We start from the raw sequence: 19,874 nt of genomic DNA, 5'->3' as shown, positions 1-19,874 counted from the left end.
GATGACGGTTCTGGTAGTGACGGGTACGGGCACGGAGATCGGCAAGACGGTCGTGACCGCGGCCGTGGCAGCGGCGTGCCGGGATCGCGCCGTCGCGGTGCTCAAGCCCGCGCAGACGGGGCTGGCGCCCGGCGAGCCGGGGGACGCGGCCGAAGTGGTACGGCTGGCGGGCGGCCACGTGACCGCGGTCGAACTGGCCCGGTTCCCCGATCCGTTGGCCCCGGTCACGGCCGCCCGCAGGGCCGGACTCCCACCGGTACGGCCGTACGAGATCGCCGAGGCGGCCGGGAAGCTGGCTGCCGAACATGATCTGGTGCTGATCGAGGGTGCGGGCGGACTGCTCGTACGGTTCGACGAGGAGGGCGCGACCCTTGCCGATGCGGCCCGGCTGCTGGCCGCGCCGGTCGTGGTGGTGACGCCGGCCGGACTGGGCACGCTCAATACCACCGCGCTGACCGCGGAGGCCCTGCGGGCGCGGGGGCTGGAGTGCCTCGGCGTGGTGGTGGGCAGTATGCCCGCCGAGCCGGACCTCGCGGCGCGGTGCAATCTGGAGGATCTCCCGGTAGTGGCGGACGCCCCGCTGCTGGGTGTGGTGCCGGCCGGTGCGGGCGCGCTGGCACCCGCCGACTTCCGTTCCCGGGCGGGGAGTTGGCTGACCGCGCAGCTGGGAGGGAATCGACCCGCCGGATGAGCGGCTGAGGCGCGTGGGACGGGGGAGAATCGAAGTAGTCGTACCTTTCTGGTCGAGCGCCGTGCGGCCGGGCGCCGCGTGGAGGAGGTCCGTCATGCGTCTGCGTGACACGAAGATCCCGGAGGACACGGTGCACCACCCCGTCTTCGCCCGGTTCTACGCCCGGATGAGCGTGGCCGCGGAGACGAGGGCGGGGCTGGCCGCGGTGCGCTCGGAGCTGTTGGCAGGCCTGTCCGGCCGGGTCGTCGAAATAGGTGCGGGCAACGGCCTGAACTTCGCGCACTACCCGCCCGCGGTGTCGGAGGTGGTGGCCGTCGAACCCGAGCGCGTCCTGCGGCAGTTGGCGGTGCGGTCGGCGCTGCGCGCCGGAGTTCCGGTGGATGTGGTGCCGGGCACGGCGGAGTCCCTGCCGGTGAAGAGCGAGGCGTTCGACGGGGCGGTCGCCTCACTGGTGCTGTGCACCGTTCGGAACGTGGAGCGTTCGCTCGCGGAGATCGTGCGGGTGTTGCGACCGGGCGGTGAGTTGCGCTTCTTCGAGCATGTGCGGGCCGATGACCGGGCCATGGCAGCCGTCCAGCATGCACTGGACCACACGGTGTGGCCGCTGGTGACCGGCGGGTGTCACACGGCGCGCGACACCCTGGCCGCCATCGAGAGGGCCGGATTCGTGGTGGAGGCCTACCGTCGGGTCAGGATGCCGGACTGGGGAGTCCGGCTGCCCACATCCGCCTGTGTGCTGGGCGTGGCGCGGCGGCCGACCGCGGTGGACTGAGGCGTCCGGCCGCCAGGCCGTACGGAGCCGTCACAGACTCCACTGACGCGTCCGCCCGCCAGTGCGTACGGAGCCGTCAAAGGCTCCACTGGCGCGTCCACCCGCCAGTGCCTACGGAGCCGTCACAGGCTCCACTGACGCAGTTCGTCGGCGATGGCCCGGACGTCCGCCTTGCCCTCCTTCACCAACCTGGCCAGATCGCGCACCTGCTCCGGCGAGGTGATGACCTTCAGCCCGGAGGCGACGAGATAGCCGTAGGCGACAGCGGAGGAGAACATCGCGTTGGAGTGTTCGAGCGCGGGGACGTGGAGCAGCAACTGCAGCAGGGCGGCGGCCCTGGAGTGCGGGTCGCTGTAGACGGGGCTGCCGAAGATCTCGGCCTCATGGCGGGCCACCGCGGCCACGAGCGCCCCCCAGTCGACGACCTGCGGATCGCCGGGTGTCTTGTGCTCGGCCACCATGAGCAGCCAGGAAAGGTCGATCTGGAGGTTCAACGCGTCCCTTTGCGCTCCGGGCCGAACTCCTCGGCGAAGACCGACTCGTACTGCTTCATGAAGTCGGCCGCGGCCTCGACAAAGGTGTGTCCGACCTCGCCCGCGTCCTGCTTCACGAGCTCCTCTATGTAGCGGTTCACGCTCATCCCCCTCTGCAGCGCGCGCTGTCGCGCGGCCTCGGCGGTCGCCTCGTCCACTCTCACGTTCAGCTGAGTCTTGGGCACGGCAACACGCTAGCGCCGGTTCACTAGCACCGGCAAGGGGAGCAGCATGGTGCCCAGTACACCGGTCGCCGGGACGCTCCGAGTGCGCCCCTTCTGGCAGCCATGCGCTCCCGTCCAAAGGTCCTCCACCGTCCTCACCTCACGCGCCGACGACCGTGCGGTGTTACAAAGGTCAATGTGGCCATACGTTTCGGCCGATTCCGGAACGCACCGGTTCGGTCACTCATGGACAGGCGCCCCTGGAGCCTCGCTGGGCAGGTCTTCGCCCTCCAGGTGGTCGTGGTGGCGTTCCTCGTGGCGGCCGCAGTGCTGGCGCTCGTACTCCAGTCACGGCACGACAACAACGCCGAGGCGAGAAATCGTTCGCTTGCTGTCGCGCAGACGTTCGCACACTCACCCGGCATTCTGGCCGCGCTGAGGTCGCCCGATCCCTCCAAGGTGCTCCAGCCGCACACCGAGGCCGCACGGAAGGCCGCTGACGTCGACTTCATCGTGGTGACGAACACGAAGGGGATCCGCTACACACATCCCCGGCCGGACGAGATCGGGAAGAAGTTCGTCGGCACCATCGGGCCGCCGCTGGCCGGCCGTGTGTACACCGAGAGCGTCAATGGCCCGTTGGGCCACGAGGTGCAGGCCCTCGTCCCCGTCTTCGATCGCGGTGACAAGGTCGTGGCCGTGGTGGCCGCGGGCCTGAAGGTCAACCACGTGACCGGTGTGGTGGCCCGGCAGCTTCCGATCATCCTCGGCACCGGAGCGGCCGCGCTCGCCTTCGCCACGGGCGGAACCGCGCTGGTGGCCAAGCGCCTGCGGCGACAGACCCACCGCCTGGGCCCCGCCGAGATGACCCGCATGTACGAGCATCATGACGCGGTGCTGCACGCCGTGCGCGAAGGCGTACTCATCGTCGGCGCCGACGGTCGGCTTCTGCTGGCCAACGACGAGGCGAGACGGCTGCTGAATCTGCCGCGCGACGCCGAGGGACGGCACGTCTCGGACCTGCCCGGCCTCGATCCCGGCACGGTCGAACTGCTCGCCTCGGGCCGAGCCGCCACGGACGAAGTGCATCTTGCGGGAGACCGCTTGCTCGCGGTGAGCCAGCGCCCCACGGAACGTCACGGCGCCCGCGAAGGGACCGTCGCGACCTTGCGCGACTCCACGGAGCTGCGGGCGCTGTCGGGCAGGGCGGAGAGCGCCCGCCAGCGGCTGAGGCTGCTGTACGACGCCGGGCTCGGCATCGGTACGACCCTCGACGTGGTGGGCACGGCCGAGGAACTGGCGCAGGTCGCGGTCCCCCGTCTCGCCGACTTCGTCACCGTCGATCTGGCCGACCCGGTCCTGCGCGGCGACGAGCCGGCCCATACGAACACGGACCTGCGCCGCGCCGCCGTGCACGGCATCCGGGACGACCATCCCCTCTATGAACGTGGCCGGCTGCACGACTTCCTCCCCTCGACGCCGCAGGCACGGGCCCTGAGGAAGGGCCGGTCGCAGCTGGTGCCCGAACTGTGCGCCGCACCCGACTGGCTCGCCCAGGACCTGGAGCGGACACGGTCGATCGTCGACTACGGAATCCATTCGCTCATCGCCGTGCCGCTGCGGGCACGCGGCGTCATCCTTGGTGTGGTCGACTTCTGGCGCTCGGAAAAGCCCCAGCCCTTCGACGCGGACGACCTGTCCCTGGCCGAGGAACTGGTCGCCCGGGCGTCGGTCAGCATCGACAACGCCCGTCGCTACACCCGGGAGCACGCCATGGCCGTGGCGCTGCAGCGCAGCCTGCTCCCCAGGGAACTGCCCGAGCAGAGTGCCCTTGAGGTCGCCCATCGTTACCTGCCCGCGGTCTCCGGGGTCAGCGGCGACTGGTTCGATGTGATCCCCCTCCCGGGCAGCCGGGTGGCGCTGGTCGTCGGAGACGTCGTCGGTCACGGCCTGCACGCGGCCGCCACCATGGGACGGCTCCGGACGGCCGTGCACAACTTCTCCACCCTCGATCTGACGCCCGACGAGATCCTCAGCCACCTCGACGACCTGGTCGGGCGCATCGACCAGGAGGACGTGGAGACGACCGTCGGCGCGGGGGTGATGGGAGCCACCTGCCTGTACGCGATCTACGATCCCGTCTCACGCGACTGCGCCATGGCTCGGGCCGGGCATCCCCCGCCCGCACTGGTCCGGCCCGACGGCGGCGGCGTGACGTTTCCCGACCTCCCGGCCGGACCGCCCCTGGGCCTGGGTGGCATGCCGTTCGAGACCGCGGAGATGGAACTGGAGGAAGGCACGCAGCTCGTCCTGTACACCGACGGGCTCATCGAGGACCGCACCCGGGACATCGACGAAGGGATCGAGCTGCTGCGCCGGGCCCTGGCATCCCATCCCGGCCGCTCACCGGAGGAGAGCTGCCGGGCGGTGCTCGACGAGCTCCTGCCCGGTCGGCCGAAGGACGACGTGGCGCTGCTCATCGCCCGTACCCGGGCGCTCCCGCCCGACTGTGTCGCCGAGTGGGACGTACCGTTCGATCCCGCCGCTGTGGCGGGGATGCGCGCCGCCGCTATCGAGAAGCTCGACGACTGGGGTCTGTCCGCGCTCTCGTTCGCCATGGAGCTGGTGCTCAGTGAACTGGTCACCAACGCCATCCGCCATGGCTCCGCACCGGTCACGATGCGGCTGCTGAACGATCACGGCCTGACCTGCGAGGTGGCCGACGGCAGCAGCACCTCACCCCATCTGCGCTATGCCGCCGCGACGGACGAGGGCGGCCGCGGCCTGTTCCTCGTCGCACAACTGACCGAGCGCTGGGGCACCCGGTACACGCCTCAGGGGAAGGTCATCTGGGCCGAGCTGTCGCTGCCCGGATCCGAGGAGGACGTGGACGGCGCGGCGTTGTTGGACATGTTCGACACGGAGCTCTGAAGGCCGGGATCCGAGGGTGACAGGGTCCGAACCGATGGGGTTCCTGGCCGAGGGGGTTCCTGGCCGAGGGGGTTCCTGGCCGAGGTGGTTCGAGGCCGACGGATTTCCGAGCCCATGGGGTTGTGGATCGACGGGTCCGCGGCCGACGCGACTTCCAGGGCGACGGAGCTTCCCGGCCGAAGCGTGGGCAGCGCTCCTCTGTCCGCTCCTCGGCAATTCCTCGGCGGGGAAATCGTTCGCCGAACGGGGCGGCGCTCTGCTTGGCTCGCACCATGAGCGATCTTCACATCCGTTGCGCCGACCTCGCTGATATCGATGCGGTGCTGCGATTCTGGCGGGAAGCCGCAGAGGGTACGAGCATCAGCGACGACCACGACGGGATGGCCCGGCTCATTTCAAGAGACCCCGAGGCCCTGCTCCTGGCAGAACATGACGGTCTTCTCGTGGGAACCGTCATAGCCGGTTTCGACGGCTGGCGATGCTCCGCCTACCGCTTGGCCGTACATCCGGACCGCCGGAGGCAAGGCATCGCCACCGCCTTGACGGCAGCGGCGGAACAGCGGTTCATCGCCCTGGGCGGACGCCGGGTCGACGCCATGGTCCTGGAGGTCAACGACCGGGCCCACCGCACGTGGGCCGCGGCCGGCTACCACCGCGAGGATCACTGGCGGCGCTGGGTGAAGCCGCTCACGGACTGAAGTCGACCATCCGGAAGAGTGGCCGACTTTGCCGATCCTTTACGATGGACGGAGTCCTGACCGATCCTTCCGAAAGGTGTGAGCGTCCGCCCATGGGCGAGCCTCCCAGTAGTCGACATCGCCGACACCGAGCGATCCTCCTGCCCCTGCCCGATCATGGGACGGAGGTGAACCGATGACCGAAGTGCTTCTGCTGCTCGTGGCGGTACTGCTCTCGCTCGCCTGCGGCGCCTTCGTCGCGGCTGAGTTCTCCCTGACGACCGTCGAGCGCGGTCAGCTCGAACGGGCCGTGGAGCGGGGTGAGCGCGGCGCGGCAAGCGCCATGAAGGCCGTACGCAGCCTCACCTTCCAGCTTTCCGGCGCACAGCTCGGCATCACCGTCACCAACCTGGTGGTCGGCATGCTCTCCGAACCGTCGATCGCGAAACTGATCCGCGGTCCGGTCGAGGCCGTGGGCCTGTCCCCCGGCGTGGCGTCCTCCGTGGCCCTCGTCCTGGGAACGGCGCTGTCCACCGTGTTCCTGATGGTCGTCGGCGAGCTCGTCCCGAAGAACTGGGCGATCTCCTCCCCTCTCGCGGTGGCGAAGGCCGTGGCGACCCCGCAGCGGGCCTTCACCGCCGTCTTCCGGCCGTTCATCAGTCACCTCAACAACACCGCGAACCGGATCGTGCGCCGTTTGGGCATGGAACCGGCCGAGGAACTCGCCTCGGCCCGCAGTCCCCAGGAGCTGGTGGCGCTGGCCCGGCACTCCGCGAAGGAGGGGGCGCTGGAGGCGGACACCGCCGAGTTGTTCGTCCGCACCCTCAACCTGTCGGAGCTGACTGCTGAGAACGTCATGACCCCACGGGTACAGGTCACCGCGCTGGAGGTGCAGGCGACCGCGGAGGACGTCGCGAATGCCACCCGCGCGACCGGTCTGTCCCGCTTCCCCGTCTACCGCGGCGGCCTCGACACCGTCGTCGGCGTGGCCCACATCAAGGACGTGCTGGCCGTCCCGGCCGAGCAGCGGCCCCGTACTCGCGTCTCGGAGATGCTGCGCGAGCCCCTGCTCGTACCGGAGACCCTCACCGTGGACCGGCTCCTGGACCGGCTGTCCGGCAAGCTCACCATGGCCGTCGTCATCGACGAATACGGCGGTACGGCCGGTGTCGTGACCCTGGAGGACATCGTCGAGGAGGTGGTCGGCGAGGTGCGCGACGAGCACGACCCGCACGAGACGCCGGACCTGGCTCCGGCCGGCGAGGACGCCGACGGGCGGACCCTCTGGTCGGCCGACGGCGCCGCCCGACTCGACCAGCTCAAGAGAATCGGACTGCGTGTGCCGGACGGACCGTACGAAACGCTCGCCGGGCTCGTCGCCACCGAGGTCGGCCGCATCCCCGCCGTGGGTGACTCGATCGAGCTGGACGGCTGGCGGGTCGATGTGGTGGACGCCTCTGGACGCCGGGCCGCGCGGGCCCTGCTGCATGCACCGCTGCCCGGCGACGAGCGGACGGAGGGCGCACGGTGATCGCCGTCCAGCTCTTCATCGGACTGATGACCCTGGTCGTCAACGCCTTCTTCGTCGGCGCGGAGTTCGCTCTGATCTCCGTGCGCCGCAGCCAGATCGAGCCCGAGGCCGAGACGGGGAACCGGCGGGCGCGGAGCGTCATCTGGGGCCTCGAACACGTGTCGGCGCTGCTCGCGGCGGCGCAGCTGGGCATCACGGCGTGCACGCTGGTCCTCGGCATCGTCGCCGAACCGGCCATCGCGCATCTGCTGGAGCCGGTCTTCGACGCGGTGGGTGTGCCGCACGGACTGATCCATCCGATCTCGTTCGTGATCGCGCTGTCCGTGGCGACGTATCTGCACATGCTGCTCGGCGAGATGGTGCCGAAGAACATCGCCCTGGCCGGGACCGTACGGGCCGCTCTGCTGCTCGGACCGCCGCTGGTCGCCCTCGCCAGGGCGCTGCGCCCGGTGATCTTCGCCATCAACGCCTTCGCCAACGCACTGCTGAAACTCCTGCGGGTCGAGACGAAGGACGAAGTGTCCGCCACGTTCTCCGACGACGAGCTGGCCCGGCTGGTGAAGGACGCCGGGGACGCCGGACTGGTCGACGACCGCGCCGCCGAACGGCTGCACCACGCCCTTGAGCTGGGCCGTCGCCCCGTGCGGGATGTGGTGATGCCGGTGGAGCGGGTGATGTACGCCAAGGTCGGGACGACGCCGGAACAACTGGAACAGCTCTCGCACGAGACCGGATTCTCGCGCTTTCCCGTGATGGACAGCGAGGCGCGCATCCTGGGCTACCTCCATGTGAAGGACGCCCTGGACGCCACACCGCGCGACGTGCCGTTCCCCGTAACGGCGATGCGCCCCATCGCCCGGGTGCGGGCCGCCACTCCACTGGACGACGTGCTGACCGCGTTGCGGCGCAGCCGGACGCATTTGGCGGCGGTGGTGGACGAGGACGGCAGGCTGGCCGGAATGGTCACGATGGAGGACGTGCTGCGCGAACTGGTCGGACGGTCACAGGCGCGCTGATCGGAGGGCGGGGCCGGCGGGTGGCGGGCAGCCCGGTGCAGATCCGGCCGCGGGCCCACCGACGGGCCGCCAGGGGGCAGGTGCGAATCCGACCGCGTCCCGCGGTCGATCCGGCCCCAGCCGCTGGTGAGCGCCGTAGGGTTAGCGGCCGATCTTATCGAGCTCGGCGAGATCGTCGTCGGACAGCGGGAGTCCCGCGCCGGCGGCGTTCTCGCGCAGGTGTGCCACCGATGAGGTGCCGGGGATCAGCAGGATGTTCGGCGACCGCCGCAGCAGCCAGGCCAGGGCGACCGACATGGGCGTCGCGTCCAACCGGGCGGCTACGGCCGTGAGTGCCGAGGACTGCAGCGGGCTGAAGCCGCCGAGGGGGAAGAAGGGCACGTAGGCGATGCCCTGCTCTGCGAGCTCGTCGATCAGGTCGTCGTCGTGGCGGTGGGCGAGGTTGTACATGTTCTGCACGCACACGATCGGCGCGATCGAGCGTGCCTCGGCGACCTGTTCCGCCGTCGCGTTGCTCACGCCGAGGTGCCGGATGAGGCCCTGCCGCTGGAGGTCGACGAGCGCCCCGAACGCCTCCGCGAGCGAACCGGGCACGGGGCCCTGGGCGTCGCCGAGCCGAAGGTTGACCACGTCCAGCGTGTCGAGGCCGAGGTTCTCCAGGTTCTCGGTGACGGCCCGGCGCAGCTCTTCAGGCTTGCGTGCCGGGGGCCAGCCTCCCTCCTCGTCGCGGGTCGCGCCGACCTTGGTCACGATGTGCAGCGAGTCGGAGTACGGGTGCAGCGCTTCGCGGATCAGCTGGTTGGTGATGTGCGGCCCGTAGGCGTCGGCGGTGTCGATGTGGGTGATGCCGAGGCCGACGGCCTCGCGGAGAACGGCGAGTGCGCCCTCGCGGTCGGCAGGCGGACCCATGACCCAGGGGCCGGCGAGTTGCATGGCGCCGTAGCCGAACCGGGTGACGGTCAGGTCGCCCAGGGTCCAGGGGCCGCCGGGAAGCGAGGCGGAGGGGGTGCTCATGGTGTGCCTTTCGTGTGGAGCCAGGGGATGGTGCCTAGCGGCGCCTTGCACCACTATTGGTGCGTAGCTTCTTATTGGGAAGTAGGCACTTCGAGGTGCGTAGGGCACCCACGGGTGAGAGGGATGGTCCATGGCGACGATGACGGCAGCTCAGCAAAGGGCACAGGCCAAGGTGGAGTACGACGCCTTCGTGGCGGCCTGCCCCAGTCGCAAGCTGCTCGACCGGATCTCGGACAAGTGGGTCGCGCTGATCCTGGCCGCGCTCGGCAGCGACAGCGCGCATCAGCCCGGCGCCGACTGCGCCGGCGGGCCCCGGGTGATGCGCTACTCAGAGCTGCAGCGCCTCTTGGCCGGCGTCAGCCAGAAGATGCTCACCCAGACGCTGCGCTCCCTGGAGCGCGACGGCCTGGTGTCCCGCACCGTGGTGCCGACCGTGCCGGTCACGGTGTCCTACGAGCTGACCGATCTCGGCCTGTCGCTGTACGAGATGATGCGCGGCCTCAAGGCATGGGCCGAGGTGCACATGGACGACGTGCTGGCCAACCGCGAGACCTACGACACCCGCGGCGCCTGAACCACTGTCGCCAACGCCTTCTTCGACCTCGCGGACACGATCATCACCGTTCGTAGCCTGATCCGCCGGCCTGGACCACCCACCGCTGGGACCACCGCCCCAATCGACGCCCGTGACCACCCGTCCATCTGCCCGGCCTCTTACACGCAGACTGTTCCCGCTGCAATCAGCACCGCACTATGGTCGTCCTTCGCCCTGGTCGTAGGGCTCCTCACCCTCACTCCCGGTCTCGACACCGCTCTCATACTGCGCACCTCGGCGCTCGGTCGCCGCAAGCGTGCGCTCGGTGTCGTCCTCGGCATCCAGAGCGGCACTCTCGCCTGGGGTGCGCTCACCTCGCTCGGTGTCACGGCGCTGCTCACGGCCTCGCACATGGCGTACGAAGCGCTGCGTTACGCCGGAGCCGCCTATCTGCTCTGGATGGGTGGACGCATGATCGTCGAGACCCTGCGCGGCAGGCACACCAAGGAGGAGGTAGAGGGGGCCGAAGCCCGTGCCGTGGCTCCTCAAGGGACCGACAGCCTCGTTGCCGGATGGCGGCAGGGCGCCCTGACCAATCTGCTCAACCCGAAGATGGGTGTGTTCTACGTCGCCGTCCTGCCCCAGTTCATCCCGGCGGGCGCTCCGCACTTCGCCACGGGCCTGCTGCTGACCGGGGTGCACATCGCACTCGGTCTCCTCTGGTCGGCACTGCTGATCGCCTTCGCCCAGGTCCTGCGGGGCTGGCTGCAACGCCCGCAGGCCCGCAGGCTGCTGGACCGGATCACCGGAACCGTGATCGCGGGCTTCGGTCTGCGGCTGGCCGTCGGCGACTGAGTGGCCCTCGGCCCACAGCGCGCTGCCTCGCTCCGTACGGACCGCCCGCCCGTCCCCGGAGCCTGCGGCACCGCCCCGTCCAAAGCCTCTCCCGGATCGGCGCGGAGCATTCCCGAACCGTCAGGGACTGTCCGCAGGGGGTCGGATTGTGCCACGGTACGATCGCATCGCCATGGAATCGAATGCCTCGTACACCAGTCTTGTCGCGGTCGGCGACTCGTTCACCGAGGGCATGTCGGACCTGCTGCCCGACGGCTCGTACCGGGGCTGGGCCGATGTCCTCGCCGGACGGCTCGCGCTCCGTAAGCCGGGTTTCCGTTACGCGAACCTCGCCGTACGCGGCAAGCTGATCGGCCAGATCGTCGACGAGCAGGTCGATGTGGCCGCCGCCATGGGTGCGGATGTCATCACACTTGTCGGCGGTCTCAACGACACGCTGCGGCCGAAGTGCGACATGGGCATGGTCCGCGGACGGCTCGAAGAGGCCGTCGAACGTCTCGCTCCGTCGTGCAGGAAGCTCGTGCTGATGCGCAGCCCCGGTCGCAACGGGCCGGTGATGGAACGGTTCCGCCCACGAATGGAGGAGCTGTTCTCCCTGGTCGACGAATTGGCGGCACGGCACGGAGCCTCGGTCGTCGATCTGTACGGGGCACCGGCTCTGGGTGATCCCCGTCTGTGGGACGTCGACCGGTTGCATCTGACGGCCGACGGGCACCGGAGGGTGGCGGAGGCGGTCTGGCAGACGCTCGGGCTGCCCCCCGAGAACGACTGGTGGACCCCCCTACCCGCCTCGGTCCCACCGAAATGGGCGATACGACGTGTCGATGACCTCCGTTTCGCCCGCCAACACCTGATGCCGTGGATCGGGCGCCGCCTGACCGGCCGCTCGTCCGGGGACGGGCGAACGGGCGCCCAGTACAGCGCCGAACAGGGAAGGGCGTTCTGGGTCACCCCCGAAGATTCCCGCGCCCCCGGCCCGGTGGCGACGTGGCACCGGGTGGACACGCCGCCGCGCTCGTAGCAACCCGCAAGCAGGACCGCGGCGCCGGTCCGCGCAAACCGCCGGCAGAAGCGGACAGCCTTGGTGTCCTCCTCCGGGATTCCCTCGTCGTCCGTCGCCTCACGACCGGACAGAGCCCAGGAGCGTGGGTCGGCGACATGTCGGCCGGGGCCGATGGCCCCCCACGATCTGGGGCATTCCCCGGCCTGATTGGAGTGGTTGATGAATTCGCAGACGGTCAACGGCGTGACGGCGGCCGAGTTCGTCATCCTCAACGCCTCGGAGCTGGCCGGCGATCCGGAGCTGGAGGCCGGGTTCGCGGAGGCGGCACACCGGATTCTGGCTGACCTGGTCGGTCGGGGCGCCGCTCTGGGATGGGTGGAACCGCCCTCCCCGGACGAGGTCGCGATGCTGCTCGACCAGGTTGTCTGCGCGGTGCGGGCGGGGGACGCGGCCTTGCGTGTCGCCTACCTGGACCGGCGCCTTGTCGGACTGGGGTACTGGCTGCGGTACGCCCGGCCGACCCACAGACCGCACGCTGATCTGGAGAAGGTCGCGGTGGACAACGCCGTCCACGGTCGTGGCGTCGGCCGGGCGCTGACGACTGCGTTGATCGGGGATGCCCAGGCCGCTGCTGTCGAGGTTCTCACCTTGGACGCCCGTGGCGACAACGCCGGTGCCCTGCAGCTCTACCGCTCGCTGGGCTTTGCCGAGTACGGCCGCCTTCGCGACTTCGTCGCCGTCGGGCAACGCCGTTACGACAAGGTCTTCTACATGCTGGACTTCCGCCAAGAGGACTGACGGCCGCCACTCGAAAACAGGTCCGCGGTGCGTCGCCGGACGGCCCTCGTGGTTCTTACGCTCCGGTGAGGTGCCCGCGCGGTGCCGGTACGGAGGGGATACCGGAACCTAACGTGGCGTCATGCGTGTACTGCTCACCGGCGGAGCCGGATTCATCGGGAGACACATCGCCGAGACCCTGAAGGCGCGGGGGCACGAGGTGGTGGTGTTCGACGCGTTGCTGAAGTCGGCCCACGGCGGGAGTGGCGGGCACGGCAGGGAGGGCCTGATCGTCGCCGACGTGAGGGACCGGGCGGCCGTGGCCGTGGCACTGCGAGGGATCGACGCCGTGTGTCACCAGGCCGCAATGGTGGGCCTGGGCAAGGACTTCGCGGACGCTCCTGAATACGTCGGCTGCAACGACCTGGGAACGGCCGCGCTGCTGGCGGAAATGGCCGCGGCCGGGGTGCAGGACCTGGTGCTCGCCGGATCGATGGTCGTCTACGGCGAAGGCCGGTACGACTGCCCGCGGCACGGGCGGGTACGGCCGGGGCCGCGGGCTGTGGACGATCTGATGTCGGGCCGCTTCGAACCACGATGCCCGGATTGCGGCAGCGGATTGGCGCCGGGGCTCGTGGGCGAGGACGCGCCGACCGACCCACGCAACGTGTACGCCGCGACGAAACTCGCACAGGAACATCTGGCTGCCGCGTGGGCCCGCGCGACGGACGGGCGGGCGGTGGCGCTGCGTTACCACAACGTGTACGGGCCCGGGATGCCGCGCGACACACCGTACGCGGGCGTCGCTTCCTTCTTCCGTTCGTCGTTGGCCAGGGGCGAGGCGCCGCAGGTGTTCGAGGACGGCGATCAGCGGCGCGACTTCATCCATGTGCATGATGTGGCCGCCGCCAATGCGGTGGCACTGGAGGCTGTGGGGCAACGGGGAGCGGGGAGCTTCGCCGCGTACAACACGGGAAGCGGTGAGCCGCACACGATCGGCGAGATGGCGGCGGCGCTGGCCTCGGCGCACGGCGGTCCGGCGCCGGAGATCACCGGTGAGTACCGCCTCGGTGACGTACGCCATGTGACGGCGGACTCGCGGCGGTTGCGCGAGGAGCTGGGCTGGCGGCCTGAGGTGGGGTTCGCGGAGGGGATGAAGGAGTTCGCGGGCGCAGCGTTGAGGGGCGCGCCGAGTCCGTCGGGAGGCTCGGACAGGACGGCAACGGGCTCTCGCTCCCCGAACGCACTCAGCCTGCCGCCGGGAGCGTGACCTCGAAGCGGCAGCCGCCCGTGACGTTACGGACCTCTGCTCGGCCCTCGCGCGTCTCCACGATGCCGCGCACGATGGCCAGTGCGAGCCCGGCGCCCGCCGGAGGCGTACGGGCATGGCTGCCGCGCCGGCCCATGTCGAAGACCCTCGGCAGATCCTCCTCGGGAATGCCCCCACACACGGCGACGGCCGCGACGACGGTCACCGACACGACGAGCGAACGGTGCCGCAAGAGCCGCAGAGCCAGTGCGCCAAGGAGTCCGGCCGCCGCCGCGCCCAGAAACGCGAGGAGCGCGATGAGAAGAATGTCGGTCATACGGGCGCTGCCGGTCGTCGTCCACGACGAGTACGTGGCCGCGCCGGGTACCGGAGGCGGGGCCGGAATCCGGGGTGGCCGGGATGTTCTCCGTACGACCACCTTGGCACCCTGCTGCCGGGCGGCGGTCCCCCGAAGGGTCGACGTCCGTCTTTCGTAAGAACCTGTAGGCCAAAATGCCGGGTTCTGCTCCGTAGTGTGAGCGAGGTGACAGACACCTCCCCCACCGACTCCCCCCGCGCCGATGTGGTTCTGCCCTGTCTGGACGAGGCGGCGGCACTGCCCCGGGTGCTGGCAGGTATCCCAGCCGGATGGCGTGCGATCGTCGTCGACAACGGTTCCACCGACGGCTCGGCGGACCTGGCCCGTTCCCTCGGGGCAACCGTTGTGCACGAGCCGCGGCGTGGCTTCGGCGCCGCGTGCCATGCCGGGCTGCTCGCCGCCCAGGCCGACTTCGTGTGCTTCTGCGACTGTGACGGCTCCCTCGATCCCGGGCTGCTGCCCGGTTTCGTGAGGCGGATCGCCGATGGGGAGACCGATCTGCTGCTGGGGCGGCGCCGTCCCGAGGGCCGTGGCGCCTGGCCGCTGCACGCCCGTGCGGGGAATCTGGCGCTGGCCCGGATGCTGTACCGGCGGACGGGGCTGCGGTTGCGGGACCTCGGCCCGATGCGGGCCGCTCGACGCGCGGACCTGCTGGCGCTGGATCTCACCGACCGGCGCAGCGGCTATCCGCTGCAGATGGTGGTGCACGCTTCGGATGCCGGGCTGCGGGTCGCCGAGACGGATGTGCCGTATCTGCCACGTACCGGAAAGTCCAAGGTCACCGGCACCTGGCGGGGAACGTGGCACGCGGTACGCGACATGCGGGCGGTCCTGAGCAGGCCACCACTAAAGAACGCGGCCCGGACGACACGGCCGGGGGTATCCCGGTGAGCACAACGGCCCACCCCGGCGGCACGCCCAGCCCCTGCGCGCTCTCCGGCCCCACCGCTCTCCTCGTGATCGCCAAGGAACCGCTGCCCGGCCTGGTCAAGACCCGGCTCACTCCGCCCTTCACCCCCACCGAGGCCGCGCAGCTCGCCGAGGCGGCGCTCGGTGACACGCTGCGCACCCTCCTGGCCCTCCCTGCCCGGCGGCGTGTTCTCGTGCTCGACGGGCGGCCCGGGCCCTGGTTGCCTGACGGCATCGAGGTGGTCGCGCAGAGCTCCGGGCCGCTCGACGAGCGGCTCGCGGCGGCCTTCGCCTGCTGTACCGGGCCGGCGCTGCTCATCGGCATGGACACCCCTCAGATCGCCCCGGCGCATCTGGCGCCCGCACTCGCACCGGACGCCTGGGACGGTTGTGACGCCTGGTTCGGTCCTGCCGACGACGGCGGCTTCTGGGCACTCGGCCTGGCCGTCCCCGACCCGGGCCTCCTGCGGGGTGTACCCATGTCCGTACCGCAGACCGGCGCAGTCCAGCGGCGGCGGCTCGTCGAGGCGGGCCTCACCGTGCGGGACCTCCCCCCGTTGCGGGACGTGGACAGCGCGGCGGACGCCGCACACGTCGCCGCCGCCGCACCGAACGGGCGGTTCGCCGCGACCCTCGCCCGGCTGACCGGGGCGGTGACCCGATGAGCGGTACGGCTGCAGACCACGTGGTGAGGAGGCCGGCGCCACCGGACCTCACCCCCTGGAGCGCCGACCCGTACGCCAACGCCCTGCGCAACGGCCACGGTCCGCTCTTCCTGCGCCGGACCGACGGCTGGCTGCTTCCCCTGGATGTCGAACGCTGGTGCGCGGGCGCCGACAGCACCGACCTGTCGGCGCTGCGCCGCTGCGAAGGACCGGTCCTCGACATCGGGTGCGGCCCCGGGCGCCTCGTCACGGAACTGGCCGGGCGGGGTCATCGGGCGCTCGGCATCGACGTCAGCGAGGCGGCTGTCGCGCACACGCTGCGGATCGGTGGCCCGGCGCTGCGCCGTTCCGTCTTCGACCCGCTGCCCGGCGAGGGCCGTTGGGGCTCCGTCCTGCTCATCGACGGCAACGTCGGCATCGGCGGCGACCCGCACGCCCTGCTGATGCGCACCGCGGAACTGCTCGCCCCCGGCGGACTGCTCATCGCGGAGACCGCGCCGCTCGACATCGACGAACGGGTCCGAGTACGGCTGGTCGACGGACACCTCGCGCCGAAGTCGGGCGGTGCACCGGACCGGACCGGCCCCGGGGACGTGCACTTCCCCTGGGCCCGGATCGGCGCCCCCGCGCTGCTCCGGTACGCACAGCCCCAGGGCTGGCAGCTCTGCGATCAGTGGACGGCGGACGGCCGCGCCTTCCTCGCCCTGCGCCTCAGCCGGAGGGTCCGGACGGTGAGCCAGAGCGCCGACGCGGCGAACAGCGCAGCCGTGATCAGCAGCCAGTTGCCCAGGAAGACATCGACGGACAGCCCGCTCGCCACCTTGTAGTGGGTTACCTGCCGGGTGATCAGGGGAAACCACATCAGCAGCAGCAGCCCGGAGAGAAGGCCGGGCACCCGTACGAAGTTGACCAGGTCCGAGCGCGGTCCCAGCACCGTGCGCGCAGCCCGGTCCGCCGTCGCGTACACCGGCAGCAGCACCAGATCGTGCACGAGCGCCGAGCCGATGAACCACACCACGATCGCGAACGTGTCCCCCGCCAGCAGCCGTACGCCCGCATACCCGGCGAGCGCGAAGGTGAAGACCAGCAGAATGAGATGCAGCGGCCCTTCCCCGTACCAGCGTCTGAAGACCTCCTTCGGCCTCGGGCCGCCCGTCCGCGCCTCGTTCCGTGCCGTCACAGTTCGCCGGTTCCGTCCCATCACAGTTCTCCGAACGTCAGCCGGTTCACCCATTTGGTGTTGAGCACACCGGGCGCGGCCGGAACGATGACCCGTGCCGGATAGCCGTGGTCCAGCGACAGCGTCTCGCCGTTGACCTCCAGCGCCAGCAACGAGCGCGGGTCGCGCACCTGGTTGTCACGGAGTGCCGCCTTACCGAACGGCCCGCTGCGTTGCGCAGACTCCACGAGAACCCCCGGCGGCCGATCCGGGTACCCGGCGAGCGCCGCCAGGTCCCTCAGCCGTACCCCGCGCCACCACTGGTCCGAGGTCGACCAGCCCTCCACGCACGCGATCGGCAGGGCCGAGCTGTACTGGGTCATGGCGAGGAGCTGTTCCCTGGTGAAGGAGCGTTCCCCGGCCGGGCCGCTGACGGTGAGCCGCCACCGTTCTCCCATGTCGGCGGGGTTGACCTGGACGGACGCGGCCGTCTTGTTGATCTGGAAGCCGTTGGGTCCGGGCCCGGGGTCGGCGAACCCACGCGGGGTGAGGAGCGCGGTGGGCCGCAGCACGTCGAAACTCCGGCCCAGCGAGGTGACCAGCAGGAGCAGCGATCCGGCACCCACCACGGCGAAGGCCCCGCGCCGGGAGATGGTCGGCGCGTCGGGGTCCGGTGACGCCAGCTCGTCCGGTTCTTCCGTTCCGGGTTCCCTGTTCCGCAGGACCCGTACGGTCCGTGGCAGCTTCAGCGCGACATGGGTGAGGAAACCGGCGAAGAACAGCCACGCCCCGTAGAAGTGCAACGGGTAGAACGAACCCGGAAACACGTACTCCAGTTGAATGTTGAGCAGGCCGGTGATGAACTCGAACAACGCGCCGCCGACCAGCAGCAACAGCGACAGCCGTTCCAGCGCGTGCCCCACCGAGCGGGCGGGCGGCAGCGCGAAGAGCGTCGGGATCACCGACCACAGCTTCGCCAGCAGAACCGGTACGAGGATGATGCCGCCCGTGACGTGCAGGCCCTGCGTCAGCCGGTACAGCCAGTGCGGGCCGGTCGGCCAGGAGAAGAGATAGAACCCCAGCAGCCCCTTGTCCGGTGTCTTGTCGTTGACCGCTGCCAGATCCGGGTTGTACGCGGCGTACGACAGCAGCCCCGTCACGAACAGCAACGTCATCCCGACGAGCAGGACCAGACCGAGGGCCGCCGTGAACCGGACGCCGCGCACCGGACTGCGCCAGAACCGGGGCGAGGAAGGCAGCCGCTCCGAGACCTGGAACCGTTCGAGGAACGCCGGTGCCCGCCCGGCGGTCGCGCCGGGCTCGGGACCGGACGCGTCCGACGGGTCACGCCCCGCCCGGCCGAAGCGGAACGGGAAGCGGAACGCTCTGTTGTGACGCTTGTCGCCCATGTCCCGAAGCTAAAGCCGGGGCAACGGGCCCGCCCGCCCGCGACTCCTGACGAAACCCTGACATCACTCCCCGCTACGGCCAACCGGACCAAGATCTGACGGTTTGATGACGCGGCCCGGTGGCACCGCCGGTAACCGGCCCGTCCTGCATAGCGTGCCAGCGTGAAGACCGAGGAACACATCACCGGCAACCACCGGGCCGGGCAGCGCACCACCATCGACGGCACCGGTCGTCGCCGCGATCTGATCGCCGCCGCCGCAGGTGTCCTATTGATCACGGTCGCGGTGTTCGTCGGCCACTGGATCGAGGACACGGACGGCACCCTCTTCGTCCACTGGCCGCCTCTGCTGGCGTCCTGGGACCCGCACCTCGGCCCCGGCACCCCCGCCGCGCTCGCCGTCGCGGCAGCCGTCGTCGCCTATGGCCCGTCCCTCGCCGACCGGCTGCCCTGGCGCGGTCTCCTCACCACCGCCTGGGCCAACTCCCTTGCCTGGATCCTCTCCCTGGCACTGATCGACGGCTGGGACCGGGGCATCGCCGAACGGCTCACCACGAAACACGAATACCTTCGGGCTGTCGCCCGGTTCGACGACATCGGCGCCGCCCTGCGCGGCTTCAACGACCACATCCTCATCGGCCCCCCGGGCAACTGGCCGACCCATGTCGCCGGCCATCCGCCCGGCGCCACGCTCACGTTCGTCGTGCTGGACCGCATCGGACTCGGCGGCGGCGCCTGGGCCGGGGTCTGGTGCATCGTGCTCGGCAGCTCCATGACGGTCGCGGCCCTGGTCACGGTGCGTGCCTTGTCGGAGGAACGCCTCGCCCGCCGGGCCGCCCCCTTCCTGATCCTCGCCCCGATGGCCGTGTGGACGGGCGCCTCGGCGGACGGCTACTTCGCCGCGGTCGCCGCCTGGTCCATCGCCCTTCTCGCCCTGGCCGCGACCCGCTCGACCCGGCTCCCCGCAACGGCCGCCCTCGCCTCCGGCCTCCTCTACGGCCTGACCTGCTACCTCAGTTACGGTCTGACACTCATCGCGGTCCTCCTTCTCGCCGTGCTCGTACTTCGGCGCACCGCCCGCCCTCTGCCCCCCTTCCTGCTCGGCGCGCTCCTCGTCCCCCTCGTCTTCACGGTGGCGGGCTACAACTGGTGGGAGGCCTACCACCTGCTCGTCACGCGCTATTACCAAGGGGCAGGCGGCATCCGGCCCTACTCCTACTGGATCTGGGCCAACCTCGCCTGCGCCACCATCGCCTCCGGCCTCGCCACCCTCGCCGGCCTCCGCCGCGCCACGGCCAAAACCCCGACCGCCCTGCACGCCCTGCGCACCCACACCACCACTCCACCCCAACGACTCGCCCTCCTCTCCCTCGCAGCCCTCCTCGTGCTCCTCGTCGCCGACTTCTCCGGCATGAGCAAGGCCGAGACAGAACGCATCTGGCAACCCTTCGTCCTCTGGCTGCTCCCCGCCACCGCGCTCCTTCCCCCGCACACCCACCGCAGCTGGCTCACCGCACAAGCCGCCCTCCCCCTCCTCGTCAACCACCTGCTCTGGACCGGCTGGTGAGCATGGGAACGTGCTCGCCTCCCCTGTACACGAACCCGC

19 protein-coding genes and 2 pseudogenes are annotated in these 19,874 nt (G+C 70.5%); 16 read left to right on the top strand and 5 right to left on the bottom strand.

Annotated elements, in window-relative coordinates; genetic code table 11:
* The first annotated feature begins 1 nt into the window (after position 1).
* Positions 2–691: a dethiobiotin synthase gene (bioD, locus tag ACF1B9_RS33590; RefSeq protein ID WP_391745294.1), complete on the top strand. Its 690-nt coding sequence runs from the start codon at positions 2–4 to the stop codon at positions 689–691.
* Positions 692–785: 94 nt separating this feature from the next.
* Positions 786–1,463 (top strand): class I SAM-dependent methyltransferase, encoded by a 678-nt coding sequence (locus ACF1B9_RS33585; protein WP_391745293.1) that lies wholly within the window; start codon positions 786–788, stop codon positions 1,461–1,463.
* A gap of 122 nt (positions 1,464–1,585) precedes the next feature.
* Here the strand turns inward: ACF1B9_RS33585 and ACF1B9_RS33580 are convergent, their stop codons facing one another.
* Both ACF1B9_RS33580 and ACF1B9_RS33575 read right to left on the bottom strand, forming a co-directional pair.
* On the bottom strand, positions 1,586–1,957 hold the full coding sequence (locus ACF1B9_RS33580) for a fic family toxin-antitoxin system, toxin component (RefSeq protein ID WP_093551070.1): 372 nt from the start codon (positions 1,955–1,957) through the stop codon (positions 1,586–1,588).
* Positions 1,954–2,181 carry a hypothetical protein gene (locus tag ACF1B9_RS33575; protein WP_030921856.1) on the bottom strand — a complete coding sequence of 76 codons (228 nt, stop codon included), beginning with the start codon at positions 2,179–2,181 and terminating at the stop codon, positions 1,954–1,956. The genes ACF1B9_RS33580 and ACF1B9_RS33575 overlap by 4 nt, the downstream gene beginning before the upstream one ends.
* A gap of 225 nt (positions 2,182–2,406) precedes the next feature.
* Here ACF1B9_RS33575 and ACF1B9_RS33570 point away from each other — a divergent pair, with 225 nt between their 5' ends.
* From ACF1B9_RS33570 to ACF1B9_RS33555, 4 genes are all read left to right on the top strand, one after another.
* Entirely contained in the window at positions 2,407–5,091 is a 2,685-nt protein-coding gene (locus ACF1B9_RS33570) for a SpoIIE family protein phosphatase (RefSeq protein ID WP_391745292.1), read from the top strand.
* Positions 5,092–5,363: 272 nt separating this feature from the next.
* Positions 5,364–5,789 (top strand): GNAT family N-acetyltransferase, encoded by a 426-nt coding sequence (locus tag ACF1B9_RS33565; protein ID WP_391745290.1) that lies wholly within the window; start codon positions 5,364–5,366, stop codon positions 5,787–5,789.
* Positions 5,790–5,964: 175 nt separating this feature from the next.
* Entirely contained in the window at positions 5,965–7,299 is a 1,335-nt protein-coding gene (locus ACF1B9_RS33560) for a hemolysin family protein (protein WP_391745288.1), read from the top strand.
* Positions 7,296–8,315, top strand: a complete 1,020-nt coding sequence (locus ACF1B9_RS33555) for a hemolysin family protein (protein WP_391745287.1) — start codon at positions 7,296–7,298, stop codon at positions 8,313–8,315. Before ACF1B9_RS33560 ends, ACF1B9_RS33555 begins: the two co-directional genes overlap by 4 nt.
* A gap of 141 nt (positions 8,316–8,456) precedes the next feature.
* On the opposite strand, the gene ACF1B9_RS33550 is transcribed toward ACF1B9_RS33555, so the two are convergent.
* Positions 8,457–9,329 (bottom strand): aldo/keto reductase family oxidoreductase, encoded by an 873-nt coding sequence (locus ACF1B9_RS33550; RefSeq protein ID WP_391745286.1) that lies wholly within the window; start codon positions 9,327–9,329, stop codon positions 8,457–8,459.
* Between the two features lie 130 nt (positions 9,330–9,459).
* Here ACF1B9_RS33550 and ACF1B9_RS33545 point away from each other — a divergent pair, with 130 nt between their 5' ends.
* From ACF1B9_RS33545 to ACF1B9_RS33520, 6 genes and pseudogenes are all read left to right on the top strand, one after another.
* On the top strand, positions 9,460–9,903 hold the full coding sequence (locus ACF1B9_RS33545; protein WP_391745284.1) for a winged helix-turn-helix transcriptional regulator: 444 nt from the start codon (positions 9,460–9,462) through the stop codon (positions 9,901–9,903).
* 6 nt (positions 9,904–9,909) lie between these two features.
* Positions 9,910–10,019 (top strand): annotated as a pseudogene (locus tag ACF1B9_RS33540) (IS5/IS1182 family transposase); the annotation flags it as partial.
* Between the two features lie 79 nt (positions 10,020–10,098).
* Complete coding sequence (locus ACF1B9_RS33535) at positions 10,099–10,719, top strand: LysE family translocator (RefSeq protein WP_391745331.1); 621 nt, start codon at positions 10,099–10,101, stop codon at positions 10,717–10,719.
* 172 nt (positions 10,720–10,891) lie between these two features.
* Complete coding sequence (locus ACF1B9_RS33530) at positions 10,892–11,740, top strand: SGNH/GDSL hydrolase family protein (protein ID WP_391745283.1); 849 nt, start codon at positions 10,892–10,894, stop codon at positions 11,738–11,740.
* Between the two features lie 201 nt (positions 11,741–11,941).
* A complete protein-coding gene (locus ACF1B9_RS33525) occupies positions 11,942–12,520 on the top strand; it encodes a GNAT family N-acetyltransferase (protein WP_391745282.1) in 579 nt (192 codons plus the stop codon).
* Positions 12,521–12,641: 121 nt separating this feature from the next.
* The gene (locus ACF1B9_RS33520) at positions 12,642–13,769 is read left to right on the top strand and encodes an NAD-dependent epimerase/dehydratase family protein (RefSeq protein WP_391745281.1); all 1,128 of its coding nucleotides are present in this window, start codon (positions 12,642–12,644) and stop codon (positions 13,767–13,769) included.
* Here the strand turns inward: ACF1B9_RS33520 and ACF1B9_RS33515 are convergent.
* A pseudogene (locus tag ACF1B9_RS33515) lies at positions 13,747–13,950 on the bottom strand (ATP-binding protein); the annotation flags it as partial. The gene ACF1B9_RS33520 and the pseudogene ACF1B9_RS33515 overlap by 23 nt on opposite strands.
* 342 nt (positions 13,951–14,292) lie before the next feature.
* Here ACF1B9_RS33515 and ACF1B9_RS33510 point away from each other — a divergent pair.
* From ACF1B9_RS33510 to ACF1B9_RS33500, 3 genes are read left to right on the top strand one after another with little or no spacing between them, the layout of a single operon-like run.
* A complete protein-coding gene (locus ACF1B9_RS33510) occupies positions 14,293–15,018 on the top strand; it encodes a glycosyltransferase family 2 protein (protein ID WP_391745280.1) in 726 nt (241 codons plus the stop codon).
* Positions 15,015–15,701, top strand: coding sequence for a DUF2064 domain-containing protein (locus ACF1B9_RS33505; protein WP_391745278.1), 687 nt, complete (start codon positions 15,015–15,017; stop codon positions 15,699–15,701). The genes ACF1B9_RS33510 and ACF1B9_RS33505 overlap by 4 nt, the downstream gene beginning before the upstream one ends.
* Complete coding sequence (locus ACF1B9_RS33500) at positions 15,698–16,528, top strand: class I SAM-dependent methyltransferase (RefSeq protein WP_391745277.1); 831 nt, start codon at positions 15,698–15,700, stop codon at positions 16,526–16,528. Before ACF1B9_RS33505 ends, ACF1B9_RS33500 begins: the two co-directional genes overlap by 4 nt.
* A 373-nt stretch (positions 16,529–16,901) precedes the next feature.
* On the opposite strand, the gene ACF1B9_RS33495 is transcribed toward ACF1B9_RS33500, so the two are convergent.
* Positions 16,902–18,269, bottom strand: a complete 1,368-nt coding sequence (locus ACF1B9_RS33495; RefSeq protein WP_391745276.1) for a molybdopterin-dependent oxidoreductase — start codon at positions 18,267–18,269, stop codon at positions 16,902–16,904.
* A 162-nt stretch (positions 18,270–18,431) separates the two neighbouring features.
* Between ACF1B9_RS33495 and ACF1B9_RS33490 the strand changes: the two genes are divergently transcribed.
* The gene (locus ACF1B9_RS33490) at positions 18,432–19,835 is read left to right on the top strand and encodes a hypothetical protein (RefSeq protein WP_391745274.1); all 1,404 of its coding nucleotides are present in this window, start codon (positions 18,432–18,434) and stop codon (positions 19,833–19,835) included.
* Positions 19,836–19,874: the final 39 nt, after the last annotated feature.

The sequence above is a fragment of the Streptomyces sp. NPDC014727 genome (assembly GCF_043083485.1).
Taxonomy (GTDB): Bacteria; Actinomycetota; Actinomycetes; order Streptomycetales; family Streptomycetaceae; genus Streptomyces.
The sequence above is the reverse complement of the archived record's forward strand: the minus strand, read 5'-3'. Positions and strand labels throughout refer to the sequence as shown.